This is a genomic window from Lacibacter sp. (genome assembly GCF_035299325.1).
GTDB lineage: Bacteria > Bacteroidota > Bacteroidia > Chitinophagales > Chitinophagaceae > Lacibacter.
This window is the reverse complement of the sequence record NZ_DATGWT010000025.1, coordinates 19849-38521: the sequence shown is the minus strand read 5'-3', so window position 1 is coordinate 38521 and position 18673 is coordinate 19849. Positions and strand designations below refer to the sequence as shown.

Genomic DNA, 18673 nt, shown 5'->3' with positions numbered 1-18673 from the left:
TTCTTTCTACCCGGATATTGGCATTTCTTCTTTCTAGAACCTTGTTATTTGGATTTTGGGTTTTGGTTTCTGAACGTTGTTTTTAGTGAACCTTAAAGTTCCATTTAGAATTATCACTGGTAAAATCAAATTCTGCAAGTGTTGGTGTACTGTCTCCCGAAGATACCAGCGCTAACTTCTTTCCTGAATTAGGAACGATCTTAGGCATTATTCTGTAACTGCCATCAGTCAACTGATCGATACGCCATAACTGTTCCGGGGCGCCGGTAAATGCAGGCACTGTTATTACTTCTGCATCAGTAGTTGCTGCTAATGTTCGGTCAGTCCCTGCCAATACAATTTTATAATAAGGTCCGCCTAAATACCCTGTTGTATCAGGAGCATCTGTAATGGTCCATTTCTGATGAGGACGGGACATATAATCACCTATTCGCAGATTAATATTTCCTGTGGGCCAGTTCTTCATTACATCGGCCAGTACTTGTGGCGCAACGGGTTTTATTGGTTCGTTGTTGGGCTGGCCAAATCCCCGAGGTCCACCCGGCATTCTTGTAAAATCAACTGCCAGCTCTAACGCATATCCTCTCCTTACTGATTCAATTTCATAAGTACCTTCTTTAAACTTCTCACCTGCAACAGGCCATCCGTCTTTCCAAATCACCGGAAGTATTCCTAACACACTCCGGCCGCCCTGCTCCAGATCAGCTTCATAATGCAATGACATTTTTTCAACTCCTTTTTCAAGAATCATGTGACCGAAATGACCCGGGCCTATTAATCCTCCACGGGTAGCAACAACCATTTTGCCACCACCTTCCAGCATACTTCTTCCCACGTTATCGAGGTAAGGACCTGTTATTTGTTTTGATCGGCCTACCACTACATTATAGGTTGAGTTGGCACCATCGCAACAACTGCCATGCGTGGCAAGCAGGTAATACCAACCGTCACGATATACTAAAGTGGAAGCTTCACATACAATGGCTACATCCACAGGTTTATTTCCTTCTTTGAGTTTGCCGGTTTTAGGATCCAATTCAATAAGACGGGTGTACCCAAAATAAGTACCGTATGTCAACCAAAGTCGTCCGGTGGTAGGGTCTAACATAACCCCCGGATCGATGGCATCATTTTCTTCATAACCATCGGAAGTAGCAACCACAATGGGTTCTGAATATTTAAAGTCGGGTGATGTTGGGTCCAGTGTTTTATTCCACATGGTAAGAATGGCGCCTTTATGATTGCTAGAGCCACCTGTTGCTCCATATATTACAAGATAACGGTCTCCAATTTTTATAGCATCGGGAGCTGCGCCACCTCCTGGACGTACAGCACCGCCATACCATGTCCAGCCGTCTGTTGATATTAATCCGCCACCGCCGGTGCCAAATGTGTAATACTTTCCTTCGCATTCAACAATGGTTGATGGATCATGGATAAATGGTTTTCCTACCTGTGCAGATGCTGTTTGTGTGAATACTGCTAATAATGCAGTTATAATTATTTTCATTCGTTTCATGATAATGATTTCAGAATAATTGATAGCTTGAACTGACTTCAAATATTATTGGTAACTGATTGCGAAGTTTTTTATCGGCGCTCCTTTTTCATCCAAAAAGCGAACACAAAAGTTAGCCATACCCGGGCCGTTTATCACTGCACCACGTATAATGTTCTTTCCTTTTTTAAGTGTTAAACGGGAAGAAGTAACATTATCAACAATCATATCCCTGTCGCCGGAAAGCATAAGCGCTTCCTGGCCATTCAACCACCACATGCTTCCGGAATTACATCCTGCTGTCATCCTTACATTTTTCATTTCTTCCGGGCTATCGATAACGGTAACAAGCCATACAAGTATGCCGTATGTGGGCTTGTTTAGGGCATAAGTAAAATGATATAAATTAAAGTTGAAGGCTTTGCTTTCCAACGCATGCCATTTCAGTTCCTGGCTTCCAACTTTTACCATTTCGCCATTTTTAGGAACTGCATTGTAGTCGTTGGAAAAATTATCAGTTGAAAAAGTTGTTCTGAGATAATTGTCGGTGAATATATTATTCCGGACAATGTCTTTCTTCACAGGTTCAAGCACCCACCAACGTTGAATGAATCCTTTGGCATTGGGTGCTTTTTTGGCGGCCGAGGCGACGACAAAATGCTTGGTAAGAGTGTGAGTAGTATCGCCTTTTATGGGTATGGGAGGTAATGATGGTCTTGGTGGCTGACCCGGAGCCTGAGCAAAAACGTTTATGGGAGCCAGCTGTAATACTGTTAAAACGACAAAAGCAATAGCCGCCAATGAGGATTTGTGTTTTTTGTTCATAGCAGATTTCTTATGAATTGATTGTTGTTTCTGAATTTGAGGATATCAAACAAACCTACAAAACGACCGCTAACTTTATGTACAACAACGACCGCCGAATTATAATATACAATCTTGTTTTGGGATTTTGTTTATTGGGTTTTGTTCTTAGCCCTTGTGCCTTGTTCCTTGGGTTTTTGGATTTTCCTTCTTGTTCCTTGTCCCTTGTGCTTTGTACCTTGTTTTTTACATTTTGTTTTTCAAAAAACTGTATCTTCACCAAGTCTCTAAATATACCGGCAAGCAACTGCCTCACAGATTTTGTTCCAATGTTGCCGGTGAGTGCTCAGTTTCAGCATCAGTATTACATGTTAGTTTAGTCAGGTTATCAGTTTAGCATCGTTAGCGTCAGTATTGTATTTATCAGTTCACACTTTTAAACAATTGTACGATGAAGCTTTCTGAATTTATCTTGTTAGGCGAAGTGGAAAAGCAGCACACGGTTTTGCACCGGGGCGTTCTTGTTGCAAAACGTACAGAGGAAACCAGCCTCGTATTTCTATTTCATCTCGGTGGTTATTATGTAGAAACATGGTGCAGTCTTGCAAACAGGTCGGTTACCGAATACCGTGTGTTTGATGGCACTGCCCCGCTGGAACCTTATTTAAAAGAAATTTCACTCCAGCATTTATTAAATTAACAAATGCTGCAGGTTAGGTTGTAAAACGCTTAGCCTGCGGCAGTTAGTTTTTTATTGAAGCATGTTTTTGATGCAGTTGTGTTACTGCATGCAGTCCAAAATATGCATGCTGTTGAAAGATTTACTGGTTGCTATGAAAAGAACCCCTATATTTGCATCGTTAATTTGAGTCTCGCATCAGTATAGTTAATTAGTCTGCTTAGTAATCTGCATCTTAGTTAGTTTTTTACTTCTTGTGCCTCAAGCATTTTCAATTTTAATTTTTCAAGAACATGAACATTTATGTTTCAAACTTGAGCTTCAACGTACAAGATGAAGACTTAAGAGAATTTTTCACTCCTTACGGAGAAGTAACTTCAGCAAAAATCATTAACGACAGAGAAAGCGGCCGCTCACGTGGTTTCGGTTTCGTTGAAATGAGTGATGATGCTGCTTCTAAGAAAGCAATCGCTGAACTCGATGGCGCAACTGTTGAAGGTCGTGCTATTAAAGTAGTGGAAGCTAAGCCTAAAGAAGATCGTCCTGCTCGCAGCGGTGGTGGTTACAACAATGGCAACAGCTACAATAAGAACAGATATTAATTTTAATATATTGCCTTATTAAACAAAGCCTCACAATTGTGAGGCTTTGTTGTTTTTGGTATGTTTCTGAATAATTCGTTGGGAGGGTGTAGCAAAAAACGAAAACATGTTTTACCTTTTAATATCAGTTTATTAAAACCAAAACATATGCGCCAGTTTCTCATCTTCAGTTTACTGCTTTTTACAGCGGGCATTTCAGCCACTGCACAAACATCTGCCAAAACAGATCAGTTTCTTGCTTCTTCGTTCGACAGTATTCTCAACAAAGAATTTAAAGCCGGTGAACCGGGTGCCACAGCCATTGTGGTGCGCAAAGGCCAGGTGATCTACAAAAAAGCCATTGGTATGGCCGACGTGGAATTGAATGTGCCTTTGCAAACAGATATGATCTTCCGCATTGGTTCAATTACCAAACAGTTTACTGCAGTTGCCATTCTGCAACTTGCTGAGCAGGGAAAACTTTCGTTACAGGATGATATAAAAAAATACATTCCTGAATTACCGTTTAAAGAAACCATTACGGTTGAACAATTACTGAATCACACAAGTGGCATTGTCAGCTACACGAATAAATCTGATTTCCCTGCAAAGATGCGCACGGATATGAAGCCGATGGAGATCATACATCTTACATCAAAAGATACACTTGAGTTTAAACCGGGTACAAAATGGAATTACAATAACACCGGTTATATTATACTGGGTTATATTATTGAAAAGCTGAGCGGCAAAACCTATGAAGAGTATGTGCAGCAAAATTTATTTGCACCTGCAGGTATGAGTAATTCATATTACGGCAGCGAATCGAAGATCATTAAAAACAGATCCAAAGGTTATGAAAAGGAAAAAGATGCTTTTCAAAATTCTGACTACATCAGTATGACGCTGCCGTATGCAGCCGGCTCACTCCTATCAACAGTTGAAGATCTCTGGAAATGGAACAAAGCATTGCACAGCTATAAACTCATCAAGAAAGAATGGCTCGATAAAGCCACCACTCCATACATTTTGCCTAACGGGAAATCAACAAGATATGGTTATGGCTTATCCATAAACCTTGTGCAGGGCAGCAAAGCCATTGAACATGGTGGTGGTATTCCCGGTTTTTTAACTGATGCTATTTACCTACCTGCTGAAGATGTGTTTGTGGCCGTTTTTAGTAATTGCGATTGTAAGTCGCCGGATAATATTACTTATAAAATGGCTGCACTTGCAATTGGTAAGCCGCTCAATTTTAATGCGATCCCCGTTTCAGAAACAGATGCAAAAGCATACGAAGCTGTTTATGTAAATGAAGAAGGTGAAGAACGTGTTATCCGTTATGCAAACGGGAAGCTCAGTTCGAAACGTGGCGGTGGCACACAGTTCGTGATCGAGAAATTTGCGAAGGATAAATTCTTTTTCGAGAATTCTGTTTCAATCATTGAATTTACACGTGACAAAAGCGGCGCAGTAGAATCATTGATCTTTAAAAGTAACACCGAAGAAAGTACCTGGAAGAAAAGCAGCAAGCCCTTACCTTCAGCTGTTACGTTCATAACAGTTGATGCATCAGTGCTGGCAGGTTATGTGGGCAATTATACATTGGCACCTGGTTTTATACTCACGGTTACGCATGAAGGCAGCCAGTTGTTTGCACAGGCAACAGGACAGCAGAGATTTGAACTGCAAGCCATCAGCAAAACAATGTTCCAGACAAAGGGTGTTGATGCTAAGATCGAGTTCAAGCAAAATGCGGAAGGAAAAACTGAATCGTTGGTATTATACCAGGGAGGAAGAGAGATGCCGGCGAAGAAAGAATAAACAGCAGATCTATACAAATGAGACGGGCAAAAGAAAATCTTTTGCCCGTTTTTTTATGCTTATAGCTGCTTCAAACATTCGAGTAACAACAAATTGTTTGTGTCTTAATCAACAGAGTTTAGAAACCGGGCTGCAGCGACGCAGAGCCGGAATTGTAGCCATGCGGGAAAAGTAAACACTGATTAGAACGGGTTGCTCCATTTGGCATCTGTATATACATTTGTTCCGGTGAGTGTTCGCAAGAACGCCATCGTTGCATTTACTTCCGCTGCGGTAAGATGCAGTTGCTGTCCGAATCCATTGGGGCGTAATTTCGGATCGAGACGATTATTACCCGGCGCCAGATTAATTGTTCCGTAATGACCAATCACAGCCTGCAATGTGGTAATTCCGCCGGTATGCATCATTGGGCCGTTGGGCTCACCATTTCTGTTTACCAGATCACGTAAAGATGGAGCACGTGTATTGTTGATATCGATCCCGTTGCCATTCAACACACCAATTATTCCATTGTTACCACTGTTGGGTGCAATATCAAATTCCGGTGCTGCATGGCAGCCCTGGCAACCTAATCCACCGGTAATGCGGTTACCTGTTGCATCAAACACAGGCGGAGTAAGAAACAATGCTTTCCCGTCATTTTCCTGGGCAGTAAAATTGGGAAACGGTTGATTGTCGTTATTCACCAATGCACGGCCTGCATCATATTTACTGTCGAACGACTGAATACTGCGAATAAATTGTGACAGGCATTCCTGTATCCTCGCTTCGGTGATTGTTTCGGTTCCGTAGGCAATTGTAAAGAGTTCTTTGTAATAACCGATAGCCTGCAGCTTACTGAGGAGATTACTGAAAGCTGGTCTTCCGTTTTGCCCGCTGAAACCCATTTCTGCATGATCCTTTATTGGCTGTGTAGTTTGTGCCTCCAGTGTAAGCGCACGCTCATCCCAAAAGAATTTTGTTTCCACCGCAAATCTTGAATTGATCAAACGCATGGAATGCCGGCCGGTTAAACCACCTGCAACTCCCCTGCTTGCAAGTGCTGTATCGCTGAACGCAAAACTCTGTTTATGGCAACTGCCGCAATTGATAGAATTATCGATGCTGAGATTATTATCGTAAAACAATACCCGACCAACTGTAGCCTTGCTGTTGCTGATGGCATTAGCGCCTGCATTATCTTTTGTAATATAGGCAGGCTTGGTTTGATTTGCATAATTGGCAAGATTAGAAGGATCGATCCTGTTACCAAATGCGGCTTTAATTGCTTCGTAAGTAACAGCGGCAATCGTTTCTTTTTTTGAACATTCTGTAAAAATGAAAATAGAAACAACAAGCAGGGAAATTACTTTTGCTTTCAGATACATGGTTTGGTTTTTGGGTTGGGGGTGAGACAGGCTTTTGCCTGATTCGTTTAATGAAGATCGAATATTTTTTGATGCAGAGCGATTGTGTGCAGCGATTGAGCGGTAGTATTTAACAGGATGTTTTCATAAAAAGGGAAGGAAACGGCAATACCCCAAAAGCACATAGCAGCTGCCAACATCATCAAACCCTCAACGTTTTGCTGCTGCTATTGCCTCTTTAAAAGCATCCGTTATAGAAGCAGCATCACGGTAAAGAATTGTTTCGTTAACGGTAAACTGTGTTTGATTCTTTTCGTTGGGAGGCGCAATCCGGATCTTGTATTGTTTATCCAGCAACTCCTGTACTTTTTTGCCATCTACTTCTTTACTGAATTCAACCGGGTAAATATTGGTACCTCCATCGAGAGTAGATATGTTGATGAGTTTTGTTTTATTCAAATCAGTAAAGAGCGTGGTTGCCTGTTTAATTGATTCCTGTAAACGTGTTTCAATTCCTTCTAACCTGTGTAACGCCATTGCAGCGCTTGTCCAGTTGCCAAACATATTACCGCCATGTATCTTCATGAGATGCGGCATTTGATCGATCACTGTTTTCTCGCCGCAGAGAATTGCACCACCGGCAGCGCCAAGATATTTGTAGAGTGAAATATAAACCGTATCAAAATATGAAGCGTACTTTTTAATTGAAACACCCGACCATGCCGATGCCATAAAAATTCTGGCACCATCCAGATGTAATTTTATTTGTTTACTTCTGCAATACGCACTGATCTTTTTAATTTCTTCCAGCGGCACCATACAACCGTTCATCCTACGCACAGGATTTTCAATCGATACAGCACCAATACCACTGGAGAATACCTCCTCTCCTTTTAATCCGTCTACTGCCTTTTCCAGATCAGCTGCTGTAAAATATGTTTTGCCTTTTGCCAATGGCATCAATCTTTTTTGAAATACAGATTGTGCCGCATCTGCTTCATCTCTGTACACATGACTTTCATCCTGCACAAACACCTTGGTATTATTTCCACTTAACACTGCAATGGCAAATTGATTTGCCATTGTACCCGTTGGCATGTAAATCGCTTTTTCTTTACCGGTAATTTCTGTAAACTTTTTCTCCAGTGCTGTTACAGCACCGCCCTGTCCATAAAAATCACGTTTGATCGTTTCTCCACTATTGATCTTTTGTAATTCATTAATATACATGGAAGGAGTAAAATCTTCTCCGTCGTAAAAAAATTTGATGATGGGCTCATCTGCCGGCGATTCAGTTTTGTTAGTTGAGGCTGTTGCAATTGCGGGTACAAAAGCAGGAAGTATTGCAACACCGGATGCTTTCAGAAAATTTCTTCTGTTAACAGATGACATAGAAAATGATTTGGTAGTACAAATTACAACGAATAAATTAAGTTGTCTGCTCTTGTGTTCAATTCGCTTTCAACAAAATGCAAAGCGTCCACTTTATCTAAAAAACGCTCGTCTTTCATTCCTGTGCGATTAAAGAAAACCACGCTGCCAATATTATGTTCAGGATACATCCTGATCTCACAATAGTAACCACCACCACCGCCTGCATGTGCAAAATATGTTCGTCCGTTGAGTTCACCTTTGAACCATGAAATACACATCCCGGTTTTATGTCCGTTGTTCAACTTGTATTCCTGGAATAACAATTTATTGTATGGGCTTGATATAAGTTGACAATCACATTTCAATAATGCCTGAACATATTTTACAAAAGCTGAAGGCTTTCCAATTAAACCTCCATAGGCCGCACCATTTACATAAAAAGGTTTAAAGGGTTTCCAATTACCAACAGCTTTTCCCATGTATTTGCGCTTATTTAAAAACAAACCAAGTATAAGGTTTGTAAAACTAAACCGCTTATGATAGCCTTTGGCCGGCTTACTGAGAACAGTTGTTTCAAACCCTAACTCGCTGCTGTCTATTGGTAATTTGTCAATTATAAATTCATTGACGTAATCTTCATAACTTTTACCAGTAACCTTTTCAATGATTTGTCCGAGAAAAATATATCCAAGATTTGAATAGGCAAACCGCTCTCCCGGCTTTGATTTTGGTTTTTTGTTTTTCCCAGTAATGCTTTTGAAAAAAGCAGCGGCATTAAAGGAACGGTGTTCATTAGCAAGATGTATCCAGCTTAATGGAATTGGATTTGGAATACCTGCTGTGTGGTTCAGCAAATGCCTGATTGTAACAGCATGACCGTATGGAAAATCGGGCAGATAATCAACAACACAATCGCACAGGTCTAATATTTTTCTTTCAGCCAATTGCAGTATGGCTAAAGCTGTAAAAGTTTTTGTAACAGAGTATGCGTTATATGAGTGGTCAGCAGTTATCGGAATTTTCTTCTCAACATCTGCTGATCCATAACGAAACTCCTCCAGTATATCATCTTTTGTAAAAAGATAGTACTGAACAGATGGAGTTTTACCAGCAATTACCTCACGCTCTAATAGCTGTTGTATTTCCGGCATAACAATCATTAAAATTTCAATGGATGAAACGCATGTCTCTAATCTCAGAAACCAGGATGCAATTATTCAATAGCAAAGAAAACAAACTGAAGCAACCATTTCAATCACATAAAAATGTGAAAATATTGACTTGTCACTTATGTGAAAGCCAAATTGAGTTGGCTTTTCTGGGCATATATGTATTCTGCCGTTCCTGCTCAGTTAACCAAAAGTGAAGTATTGCCAAAATGCAAATAATTTATTTGTAGTTGAACCGTATCGTCAGCCACTTATTTCAGTTCTGTAAATCCGTTTAAGCATGTAAAACAATTCCGGATGATTGGCTTGCAATAATTCCGGCTGTTCAAAAAAGTATTCAGAGATCACTGCAAAAAACTCAGCAGTGTTGGTAGACCCATACAAATCAATATCTGATCCGTATGTTTTCATTTGCTGAATGGTTGATTCCATCAGGTTCTTCCATTGACCGGTGTACTTGCGTTCTAAAATAATTTCTGGTACGCCATCCACAGTTCCATCCATTTTATCAACCAGGTGCACAAATTCATGGATGGCGGTGTTGCGTGCATCGTTGTTGTTGATGAAGCCTTGTCGTAGTTGCCATTTGGTGATTACCATAACATTCTGCAAAGCACCCGTGCCCACCATGCCGGCAATATTCCTGTCGTCGCCATGTTGATCGAAATCGTTATTAAATGCACCGGGATATAACAACACTTCATGCAGGTTAATGTACTGCCAATCTTGAATTGCATAAACAGGAATAATGGCACCGGCAGCAATTAATATCTTATCAAGATCTTCTACCTCTGCATTTACGCCGGTAATTTTTACTGCCGCTATGAATTGTTCAATTCGCTTTTCAAATGCCACTTTTCCCTCGTCATCAAGTTGACGGTAAAACTTTACATAATCATTCAACAGTTCTTTGTAATTATCCGGCAATTTGCTGTGCAGCTTTGCTCGCCTCATGCGAAATGCAATGAGAATGATGAGCACGATCAGCAACAGAACAGTTATGATCTGGAATACGAGTACCATGTAATGAAGATAAAACTTATTCTCTGCAGATGTTAATTGAAAAGGCAACTCCTACTCCACCTTCAAATCCTTCAGCCTTGATTTTGCTTTGTTGAACACATTGCGGCCTTTGTCAATACCACTGCGCAAACGCTTTTGTTCTTCTTCAGGAAGGTGAATAAAATCATGACATTCTTTGCTGCAGGTGCCTTCCATTTTTTGGTTGCATTCATCGCATTGAATGAATAAAAGATGACAGGCATCGTTCACACAATTCACATGTGTATCGGCTGGTTTACCGCATTGATGACAGCAGGAAATAATTTCTTCTGTTACACGTTCACCTAAACGTTGATCGAATACAAAATTCTTTCCGTGGAATTTATTATCAAGCCCCTTTTCTTTTACCTGGTTCACATAATTGATAATACCCCCTTCAAGATGAAACACATTCTTAAAGCCTTTGTGCAGCATATAAGCACTTGCTTTTTCGCAACGGATACCACCGGTGCAATACATGATGATGTTCTTGTCTTTATCCGCATTCATCATATCTGCAGCCATGGGTAATTGTTCACGAAAGGTATCGCTTGGTATTTCAATGGCTTTTTCAAAATGCCCCACTTCAAATTCATAATGATTACGCATATCGATCACTACCGTATTGGGATCGCTGGTGAGTTGGTTGAACTGTTCCGCATTTACATACTTGCCTTTGTTGGCCATATCAAACGCAGGATCATCAATACCATCAGCCACAATTTTGTTACGCACTTTAATATCAAGTACATAAAAACTTTTACCATCATCGTCCACGGCTACATTCAAACGTAATCCATTGAGTGGTTCAATAGCGTAGAGGTAAGTACGGAATTCATCCATATTTCCGGTTGGCAAACTGATCTGTGCGTTAATGCCTTCGTGAGCTAAATAGATTCGACCCAAAACGCCAAGAGCAGTAAAATCTTTGTACAACTGGTCACGAAAAGCTTTTGGCTCTTCAATTTTAAAATAACAATAAAAAGAAATAGTGGTGCGTGGTGTAGGATCGTTAATGATACGCTCCTTAAGCTCCTTGCGGGAGATACGGTTGTGTAGAACGGCCATTGTGTTTTGAATTTGAACCAGGATGACATTGATGTAATGACACTCCTGATAATTAATAATCAATTGGACAGTTGCAGGCTGAACCAAATTCTGGCGCAAAGATAATCGGACAAAGGACAAGAACCAAAACCAAGAAGGAAAAAGGCACAAGGGAAAGGAACAAGAACCCAATATCCAAAGTCCAAGGAAAAGGCTGAGGAACTTTTCCAACTTAGAACGCAGAACGAAAGAACTTTGAATTAAACTATTGATTTTCTGAACCGGTATTCAAACTTAATCATTCCCTCCACCACCTAAAATATTGAACGTAGTTCCAAAACGTATTTCGGTGCGTGGCCTGAGTCCCTGTGTGTAACCGGTTATAACATCCACACTAAAGAATCGGAAGATGTTTTCAAAACCAACATGCCATTCTGCATAGGTTTGAAGAGGCAACCAAACAACTGATGCACCGGTTACCAAGTGCCAGTTGAGTTTCTTGATACCGGGAATTTTGTTGGTGATAAATCCATTGAAATGATGCTCTGTAAAAACTGCCGTGTAAAACTTATCGGCATTGCTGAATTGATAATATTGCGGCAGTTGAAACGTAGTTAAAAAATCTGTTGACAGTAACAAACGGTTTCCCGGAAAATGTTTCATATCCTGGATATACAATTTGTTGCTGTTTGTAAACCCGCCTGTTTGCACACGATAATTAAAACGGCCTGCCAATTTCAAATTCAGATTATCACGCATAGCAACCTGCCATTTATCATAGTCAACATCACTGCCCAGGAAATCAGCAATTCCTTTTGTGTACTGCACACTGAACGTTGGCCACTTGCTGCCAATATTTATCGTTCGATCGGGAAACTCAATATACTTTGCACCCGGCTGGAAGTTAACACCAAGCGTGAGTATAGTTGCCTGGTGTGCTGTAAAACTTTGCGTTTGTAATTCAATGGGGTAATTAGGACGGTATGGACGGGTGCTTCTTGGCTTCCATGAATAATCGGTTGTATTTTCAAGCGGATGCCGGTCCTGGTATTGCAGGTTGGCCGTTACCGTTAGTCCATTCCCAATACCTTTGGAGAAATTGATGCGGCCATAATTCGCCAGGTACAACTTCATGAAATTATTCTTGTACAACAATGTTGAGAATGTATTTGATAAGGGAAGGATCGGCTCATCATTATTCAACTGAAATGCACGTTTACCCCCACTGATGCTTACGGAAGAAAAGAAACGTGAGCCGAAGTTATAGCGTACAGTTCCCCATGCATAAAATTGCTTTGTGTTAAAACCGTAACGCACATTGGGTGTGATGTTGAGGTTACGCCGATCAGTATACTCTTTGCGGATAGTAACAGGCACATCTAACACAAATCCTTCGACCGTATTAAAACTCGATGCCTGTAACAAGGAAGGAAAATTGTAACTGAGTTGTTTACTTTGTCTGTTGATGGTTTTGCCGGTGATTAAAATATTGCTCACCTTAATTTTATTACTGACCTTGTTCAACGAATCGAGATAAGCAGGGTTTTCACGCAATTGCTCAAGACTGTCTTTCTTTACATAATCAACTTGTTCTTCTTTTGTCAACGCAAGCGGACGTATGCTGTCCCAATACTCGATCGGTTTTTTATTACTCCCCTTTTCGTATTTAAGAATGGTGTTATCAAAATAGTTTTTGCTGAACACAGGTTCTGTATTAAAGTTGCGATAAACATTGGCAAAACTCCCATATGCATCAAAGCCAAAAAACTTTACAGCAGGATATAATATCTGGCTTTGCACTACCCAATGTTGCACAGCAATTTTTTGATAGAGTTGTTCAATACGTAATGTATCAGCAAAATTCATCTGGCTTTGTTTGGTGAGCATCAGCTCTAGGCTGTGTATGCGCCATTCATCTTCCACAATATTGATGTAACCGGTAAAGCATGGCTCGTATCCACGTTTAGCAATAACTTTTATCTTGTTGATAAGTTGCCCATCTTCACTGAATGCTCCTTCATATTTGTACTTATAGAAATACAACGCATTCTCTGCAATCGGTGAAATAAATCCTCTTGGGTTGAGCGAATTGCTGATCTGTACATTGTTATCATAAAACGAAAAGAAACGTGCTCCTGCAAAACCAAAACCATCACGCTGGCCGCTCACTCTTGTGCTAAGTACGTCCACCTTAACTTTATCTGGTTCATCTACCGAAAGTTTCGAAACCGTTTCTGAGAGATAAAGCATTTTGCGTTTGCTGGTATCACCATCTTCAAAATCTACTTTCTGCCCCATAAAGGTTTTAGGAAAATCACGCAAACTCATGGTGCCTTTGCTGTACACTTCACACTCGTAACTTTTAATTTCAGTGAGATGCTCCTTTCGCTTTTGAATTGCTTTACGGATGATGGCATAGGCCGGATCTTCTGCACCTGCTTTTACTACCACTTCGCTAAGGCTTACAGATTGTTCTTTCAAAACAAAATCCAATTGCACTTCATCTTCTTTGATGCTGATTGTTTTTTCCTGCCGCTCAAACCCGACATGCCGGCAAATGATGGTGTAAGTACCTGCAGGCAATTGCAAAAAATAAACACCTTCACTGTTTGCAGAAGCTGCATCTTTTGATCCTTTCACTGTAATGGATGAATAAGGAAGCGGTTCGCCGTTTTGATTGGTAACAGTTCCGGTAACCTTTGCCGCCCATAATGAAACGGAACTGCAAACACTAAAAAGAAAGAGAAATAAGGAGCGCATGTTGCACGAAAATACTTCTGCTGCTGTTAGCAAAAAACTAATTCTTGTAGCGGTGTGAATTATGTAAAAAAGTAATGATAATGTGTAACGGTCAGCAGGTTTATTTTCCTATTGACTTTATCAATTCAATGCCTGTCAGCACTACTTATTGAACGGTACCTGGTTTACTTTGCCGAAGGTAAGAGCCGCTCAATGCTGCAAAGCCCCCAACCAATCCTGCCACCAAACCTGTAACGCTCATTATGAGCGCATGCGAATGTGATTTGAACAACAGTTCAGCGATCTTCATTGAGAGAATATGCTGGTTGCCCATATCGATGTACAAGGCAAGAATGATCCACATAAAAAACAACGAAAGAAAGCCAGCCAGAAATGCTTTAAACGGTTTCTGCGGAATTACAACAGCAACAACAAATGAAGCAATAGCAATACTCCACCAGGGTAAATAAAATCCGGCAGCGTAACTTAATAAAGCTGTAAGTATAAAGGCAACTAAAAGTTTCATGTTCGATATTATTTCTAGCCGTCAGACGATGGCGCCAGACGGCTGTGTTACGAATTATGCTTTTTTAAACGTCATTGTCCATTTCACTTTTTCATCCTTCTCCTCTCCTTTCTTCATCACCCAAGCTTTGTAATACTGACCGGCAGCCCATTTATCAATAAACTGATCGTAATACTTACTGCCAGGGTTTCCACTTTGACCGCCGGGATAAACAACATATGCTTCCGTTTCATTGGTGAGATGTACAACCATGCGCCAGCTGGGGCCATGACTGTGTTGCGTTGCATTGATGATGTGTTTACCACCACCTGTCTGCAAACCCTTTCTTGCAAAAGGCATTACTGCATCTTTTAGAATATGATAAACCGTTGTGTTTTTATGCACCGCCCAATCCAGTTTGTTTTCTTTTTCCATTTGCAACAATTCAGCAGTTGCCTTTTTTAAGGATGATGCAAACACCTGGAATATTGTTTCAGTTCCCGGAGTAGTGATGTCATCAATGAATGAAAACAAGGAATCTCTTGTTAATGCATCAGCTAAAGTGTTTTCAAAAGGCCATACACTTATAACCGAATCCTGCTGTGTTAATTCATCATACCACACACTCCGCTCAAGACTATCGTACCAAACCTGGAAAACAGTGGCAGCTTTTGAATTGGCATTGTTCTGCAGATCCCATGTTTTGATCATAGTGAAAAAACGTTTTTCATCTGCACCAAGATCAGCTTCGTTAGTATATTTCATCATCAGCTTTGTTACCACTTCGGCCAATGGATTATAATTTACATTTTGTAAACGTTGCATATCCTGCGGCGTAATATTGCTCATGCTGGTTAAACGACGGTTGATCTCCACACCACGATATACATCATAACCACCCGGAATAAAATAAGGATAAGTTCCATCAACCGGCCGCTGATTGGCACTGCTTACAAAACCACGCTCCGGATTTACCTGGTGCGGATTTTCAGCAATAGGTATAATTCCCTGCCACATATAACTGCTGTCTTCACCCGGCATTACATACAAGCCTTGCCTGTTCCAACGCAACGGGAAATGTCCCTGCTGCCAAATAGCAATATCTCCACGCTTGCTGGCGAAGATCATGTTCTGAGCGGGCACGGTAAAGTACTTAATGGCATTGTAATAATCTTCGTAATTCTTTGCACGGTCGAGGTAATGCCACATCAACAATTCGTTACTTGGATCGTGAGCAATCCAACGTGTAGCAATTGCTTTCTTATTTGTGAGAGGGGTTGAAAAATTTTCATCATAAGTAACGGGGCCAAACACTGTATAGGCAACCGTATCAAATACTGAAGGCTTTCCTTTTATTTTTATTTCTTCCACACGTTGCGGTGCGGTTTGCCATTCGTTATTGAACCAATATTGTTTCTTGGTTTCATCTTTAAATTTGATCTCGTAAAAATCACGCACATCTCTTCCGGCATTGGTAAAACCGAAAGCAATGCTGTCGTTAAAACCAATCACCACACCCGGAATACCGGGGAACGATACACCGTAAGCATTCATATTTTTTGTGGTGATCTGCATCTCATACCAGATAGCAGGCAAGCTTAATTCAAGATGTGGATCGTTACAAAGAATAGGTGCGCCACTTTTTGTTTTTGTTCCACTCACCGCCCAGTTGTTGCTGCCATTATCTTTTGATGGCTGATCAACCATTGCCACTTTCAATGCTGAATCTTTTTTCAGCAAGTATAACGAATCAACACTTGCAGGAGCTACAGCAGTTGCGGCAGGCGGATCAAACACTGTTCCTTTTGGAACAATCGGATCTAATGAATCCTGTAATTGCGGAAAAAGAATTTCGATCTGATCGTCACTGAATACTTTTCGCAAAGCTGTTAATGGAAGATCATCAACCGAGAAAGCAAGCGTCTTGGTCATTTGTTTGATGAAGAGTGCTGTCTTGAGATTATTCCATTTCTCAGGTTGATAGCCAAGTATTTTATATTCGATCGGCATGGCGCTTTCAGAGAGCGATTCAATGTAAGCATTCACACCTTTTGTATAATTGTCAACTGAGAGTTTGGTGAATTCGTTTGCCTCCATCTCCTTCAACATATTTTCCGCTGCAAATACCATCCCGATGCGGCGTTGCTCTTTATCAAAATTCACAGCACGCTCACCAATCACTTCACTGATACGTCCTGCGGCGGCATGTGTTGAAAATTCCATTTGCCACAAACGGAATTTCGCATGCAGATAGCCCTGTATAAAATAAGCATCGGCATCGTTCTCTGCCACCACATGCGGCACCAACCGTTCATCGAAATAAACATTTGCAGTGCCAATGAGTTGCGGAAAGCTGAGTTCTTCTGTAAAACTTTGTGTTGCATTTTCAGCATTCTGCCAAAAACCGTGTTGCGGACTTAAAAATTTTCCGAGTGCCGGTGCAGGGCCTATTCTTGTGTTAAGCACAATCACCAGACTAACGGTTACGGCTGTGGCAAGCAGGAATGGAATTAATCGCATAGTCAGTGGGGGTATAAAAACGAAAATTAGCTAAAAAAAGCATGTACACAACAGCTAGTTGATAACAATAAGGATTAATTGTTAATTATAAAACCAACATCAGGAGAATTCATGATAAAATAATAATCGACCGTTTCGTAGAATCATCTCAGCCGGCAGTTGCATGATTGCTTAACAAAAAGATGTTGGATATACCCGCTTTGGGGTATTGTTCATATTAAAAATAATCGCTCACTTTGATGCAGCAATCAGCTAACCAATACACCTTTCATTTTTAATCGTGGTCTGTTGCAGACCTATGATAAACATCTCTTCATTCGCAGGTTTTTTAAAGTAAGTAAGCTCTCTTCCTGAAGAGAGCTTTATTTTTACATTATGGAGAAAGAAACAATTGATGTAAAAAATATACTTGGCCTGCAATTACCCAGCGATCCACGATGGGTTGATCTTACAGCCATTTCATTGGAAGATATTTTAACCGACCATGCTTATTGCGAACAAAAAGCTGCCACCACCTGCATCACACTTATTCAACGTTACAGCCAATATGAATTACTCATAACCGAGCTGGCTCCTATTGTAACCGAAGAATGGGGACATTTCCGTGCCGTACTTGCGGAGCTGCATAAACGTGGATTAAAACTCGGCCGTCAACGAAAAGATATTTATGTAAATGAGTTGTTGACCTTTCAGAAAAAAGGCGGACATGTGGATGATCGTTTCCTTGATGAATTATTAACGATGGCGTTGATTGAAGCCCGCAGCTGCGAACGCTTTAAACGCCTGAGCGAAGGATTGAACGATGCTTATCTCCGCAAATTCTACCGCAAATTCATGGAAAGCGAAGCGGGGCATTATACCTTGTTTATTACTATGGCCGAACATTATCTTCCTAAAAAGAAAGTGCGTGACCGCTGGAAAGAATGGCTGGCGTTTGAGAAAGAGTTAATGCAACGAATGGAGATACGGGGCGACAGGATTCATTGATCCGTCTGACGCCCTCGTCTGACGGATTAGCAATGATTTTTTTATTCCGTCTGACCTTCGGTACCGACGAAATAAAAAAAGGGTAACATGTTCATGTTACCCCGGGTATGGGAAGAGTTCACTAGCATAGGGTTTTATATGATTAGAAACGGCCACGCTTACGGTCTCTGCGATCTTCCTTACGGTCACGTACGTCTTCTTTGCGATCTTTTACATCTTCACGACGATCACGTACATCCTCTTTACGGTCTCTTACATCTTCACGACGGTCACGAACATCTTCTATAAGATCTCTGCGGCCACCGTTATGTTTCGCATCCCGTACATCTTCTCTGCGATCACGAATGTCTTCTCTGCGGTCTTTTACATCTTCACGTCGGTCACGCACATCTTCCTTGCGGTCACGAACGTCTTCACGACGGTCAACACGGTTTTCTTTTCGGTCAAGCTTGCGCCTGGTTTGTGCAGCTGATTCATTAATTGAAAGAATAAAGGCTGCCATTGCAACTACGGATAAAATGATAAGCTTCTTCATGTGGTGATTTTTAAGTTTTTTATT

General features: G+C 40.9%; 15 protein-coding genes. 4 read left to right on the top strand and 11 right to left on the bottom strand.

All coding sequences use genetic code 11. The annotated features are described in order from the left end of the window. Positions 1-82: 82 nt before the first annotated feature. Both VK159_RS14190 and VK159_RS14185 read right to left on the bottom strand, forming a co-directional pair. Entirely contained in the window at positions 83-1510 is a 1428-nt protein-coding gene (locus VK159_RS14190) for a family 43 glycosylhydrolase (RefSeq protein WP_324230811.1), read from the bottom strand. 54 nt (positions 1511-1564) lie between these two features. Further along, positions 1565-2323, bottom strand: a complete 759-nt coding sequence (locus VK159_RS14185; RefSeq protein ID WP_324230810.1) for a hypothetical protein — start codon at positions 2321-2323, stop codon at positions 1565-1567. 430 nt (positions 2324-2753) lie between these two features. Here VK159_RS14185 and VK159_RS14180 point away from each other — a divergent pair, with 430 nt between their 5' ends. From VK159_RS14180 to VK159_RS14170, 3 genes are all read left to right on the top strand, one after another. Then, the gene (locus VK159_RS14180; protein WP_324230809.1) at positions 2754-3002 is read left to right on the top strand and encodes a hypothetical protein; all 249 of its coding nucleotides are present in this window, start codon (positions 2754-2756) and stop codon (positions 3000-3002) included. A 272-nt stretch (positions 3003-3274) separates the two neighbouring features. Next, complete coding sequence (locus tag VK159_RS14175) at positions 3275-3583, top strand: RNA recognition motif domain-containing protein (RefSeq protein WP_182806505.1); 309 nt, start codon at positions 3275-3277, stop codon at positions 3581-3583. Between the two features lie 147 nt (positions 3584-3730). Next, positions 3731-5386, top strand: coding sequence for a serine hydrolase (locus VK159_RS14170; protein ID WP_324230808.1), 1656 nt, complete (start codon positions 3731-3733; stop codon positions 5384-5386). A gap of 182 nt (positions 5387-5568) precedes the next feature. Here the strand turns inward: VK159_RS14170 and VK159_RS14165 are convergent, their stop codons facing one another. The 8 genes from VK159_RS14165 to VK159_RS14130 form a co-directional block, all read right to left on the bottom strand. Then, positions 5569-6753, bottom strand: a complete 1185-nt coding sequence (locus VK159_RS14165) for a cytochrome-c peroxidase (RefSeq protein ID WP_324230807.1) — start codon at positions 6751-6753, stop codon at positions 5569-5571. Positions 6754-6942: 189 nt separating this feature from the next. Continuing rightward, the gene (locus VK159_RS14160; RefSeq protein WP_324230806.1) at positions 6943-8124 is read right to left on the bottom strand and encodes a threonine aldolase family protein; all 1182 of its coding nucleotides are present in this window, start codon (positions 8122-8124) and stop codon (positions 6943-6945) included. Between the two features lie 23 nt (positions 8125-8147). Then, positions 8148-9257: a serine hydrolase domain-containing protein gene (locus VK159_RS14155; RefSeq protein WP_324230805.1), complete on the bottom strand. Its 1110-nt coding sequence runs from the start codon at positions 9255-9257 to the stop codon at positions 8148-8150. Between the two features lie 261 nt (positions 9258-9518). After that, complete coding sequence (locus tag VK159_RS14150) at positions 9519-10298, bottom strand: M90 family metallopeptidase (RefSeq protein ID WP_324230804.1); 780 nt, start codon at positions 10296-10298, stop codon at positions 9519-9521. Between the two features lie 51 nt (positions 10299-10349). After that, the gene (locus VK159_RS14145; RefSeq protein ID WP_324230803.1) at positions 10350-11384 is read right to left on the bottom strand and encodes a rhodanese-related sulfurtransferase; all 1035 of its coding nucleotides are present in this window, start codon (positions 11382-11384) and stop codon (positions 10350-10352) included. 273 nt (positions 11385-11657) lie between these two features. Then, a complete protein-coding gene (locus VK159_RS14140) occupies positions 11658-14123 on the bottom strand; it encodes a DUF5686 and carboxypeptidase regulatory-like domain-containing protein (RefSeq protein ID WP_324230802.1) in 2466 nt (821 codons plus the stop codon). Positions 14124-14268: 145 nt separating this feature from the next. Continuing rightward, entirely contained in the window at positions 14269-14628 is a 360-nt protein-coding gene (locus VK159_RS14135) for a hypothetical protein (RefSeq protein ID WP_324230801.1), read from the bottom strand. A gap of 54 nt (positions 14629-14682) precedes the next feature. Next, positions 14683-17127: a penicillin acylase family protein gene (locus VK159_RS14130; protein WP_324230800.1), complete on the bottom strand. Its 2445-nt coding sequence runs from the start codon at positions 17125-17127 to the stop codon at positions 14683-14685. 375 nt (positions 17128-17502) lie between these two features. Between VK159_RS14130 and VK159_RS14125 the strand changes: the two genes are divergently transcribed. Next, positions 17503-18114 (top strand): tRNA-(ms[2]io[6]A)-hydroxylase, encoded by a 612-nt coding sequence (locus VK159_RS14125; protein ID WP_324230799.1) that lies wholly within the window; start codon positions 17503-17505, stop codon positions 18112-18114. Between the two features lie 142 nt (positions 18115-18256). Here the strand turns inward: VK159_RS14125 and VK159_RS14120 are convergent, their stop codons facing one another. Continuing rightward, the gene (locus VK159_RS14120; protein ID WP_324230798.1) at positions 18257-18649 is read right to left on the bottom strand and encodes a hypothetical protein; all 393 of its coding nucleotides are present in this window, start codon (positions 18647-18649) and stop codon (positions 18257-18259) included. Positions 18650-18673: the final 24 nt, after the last annotated feature.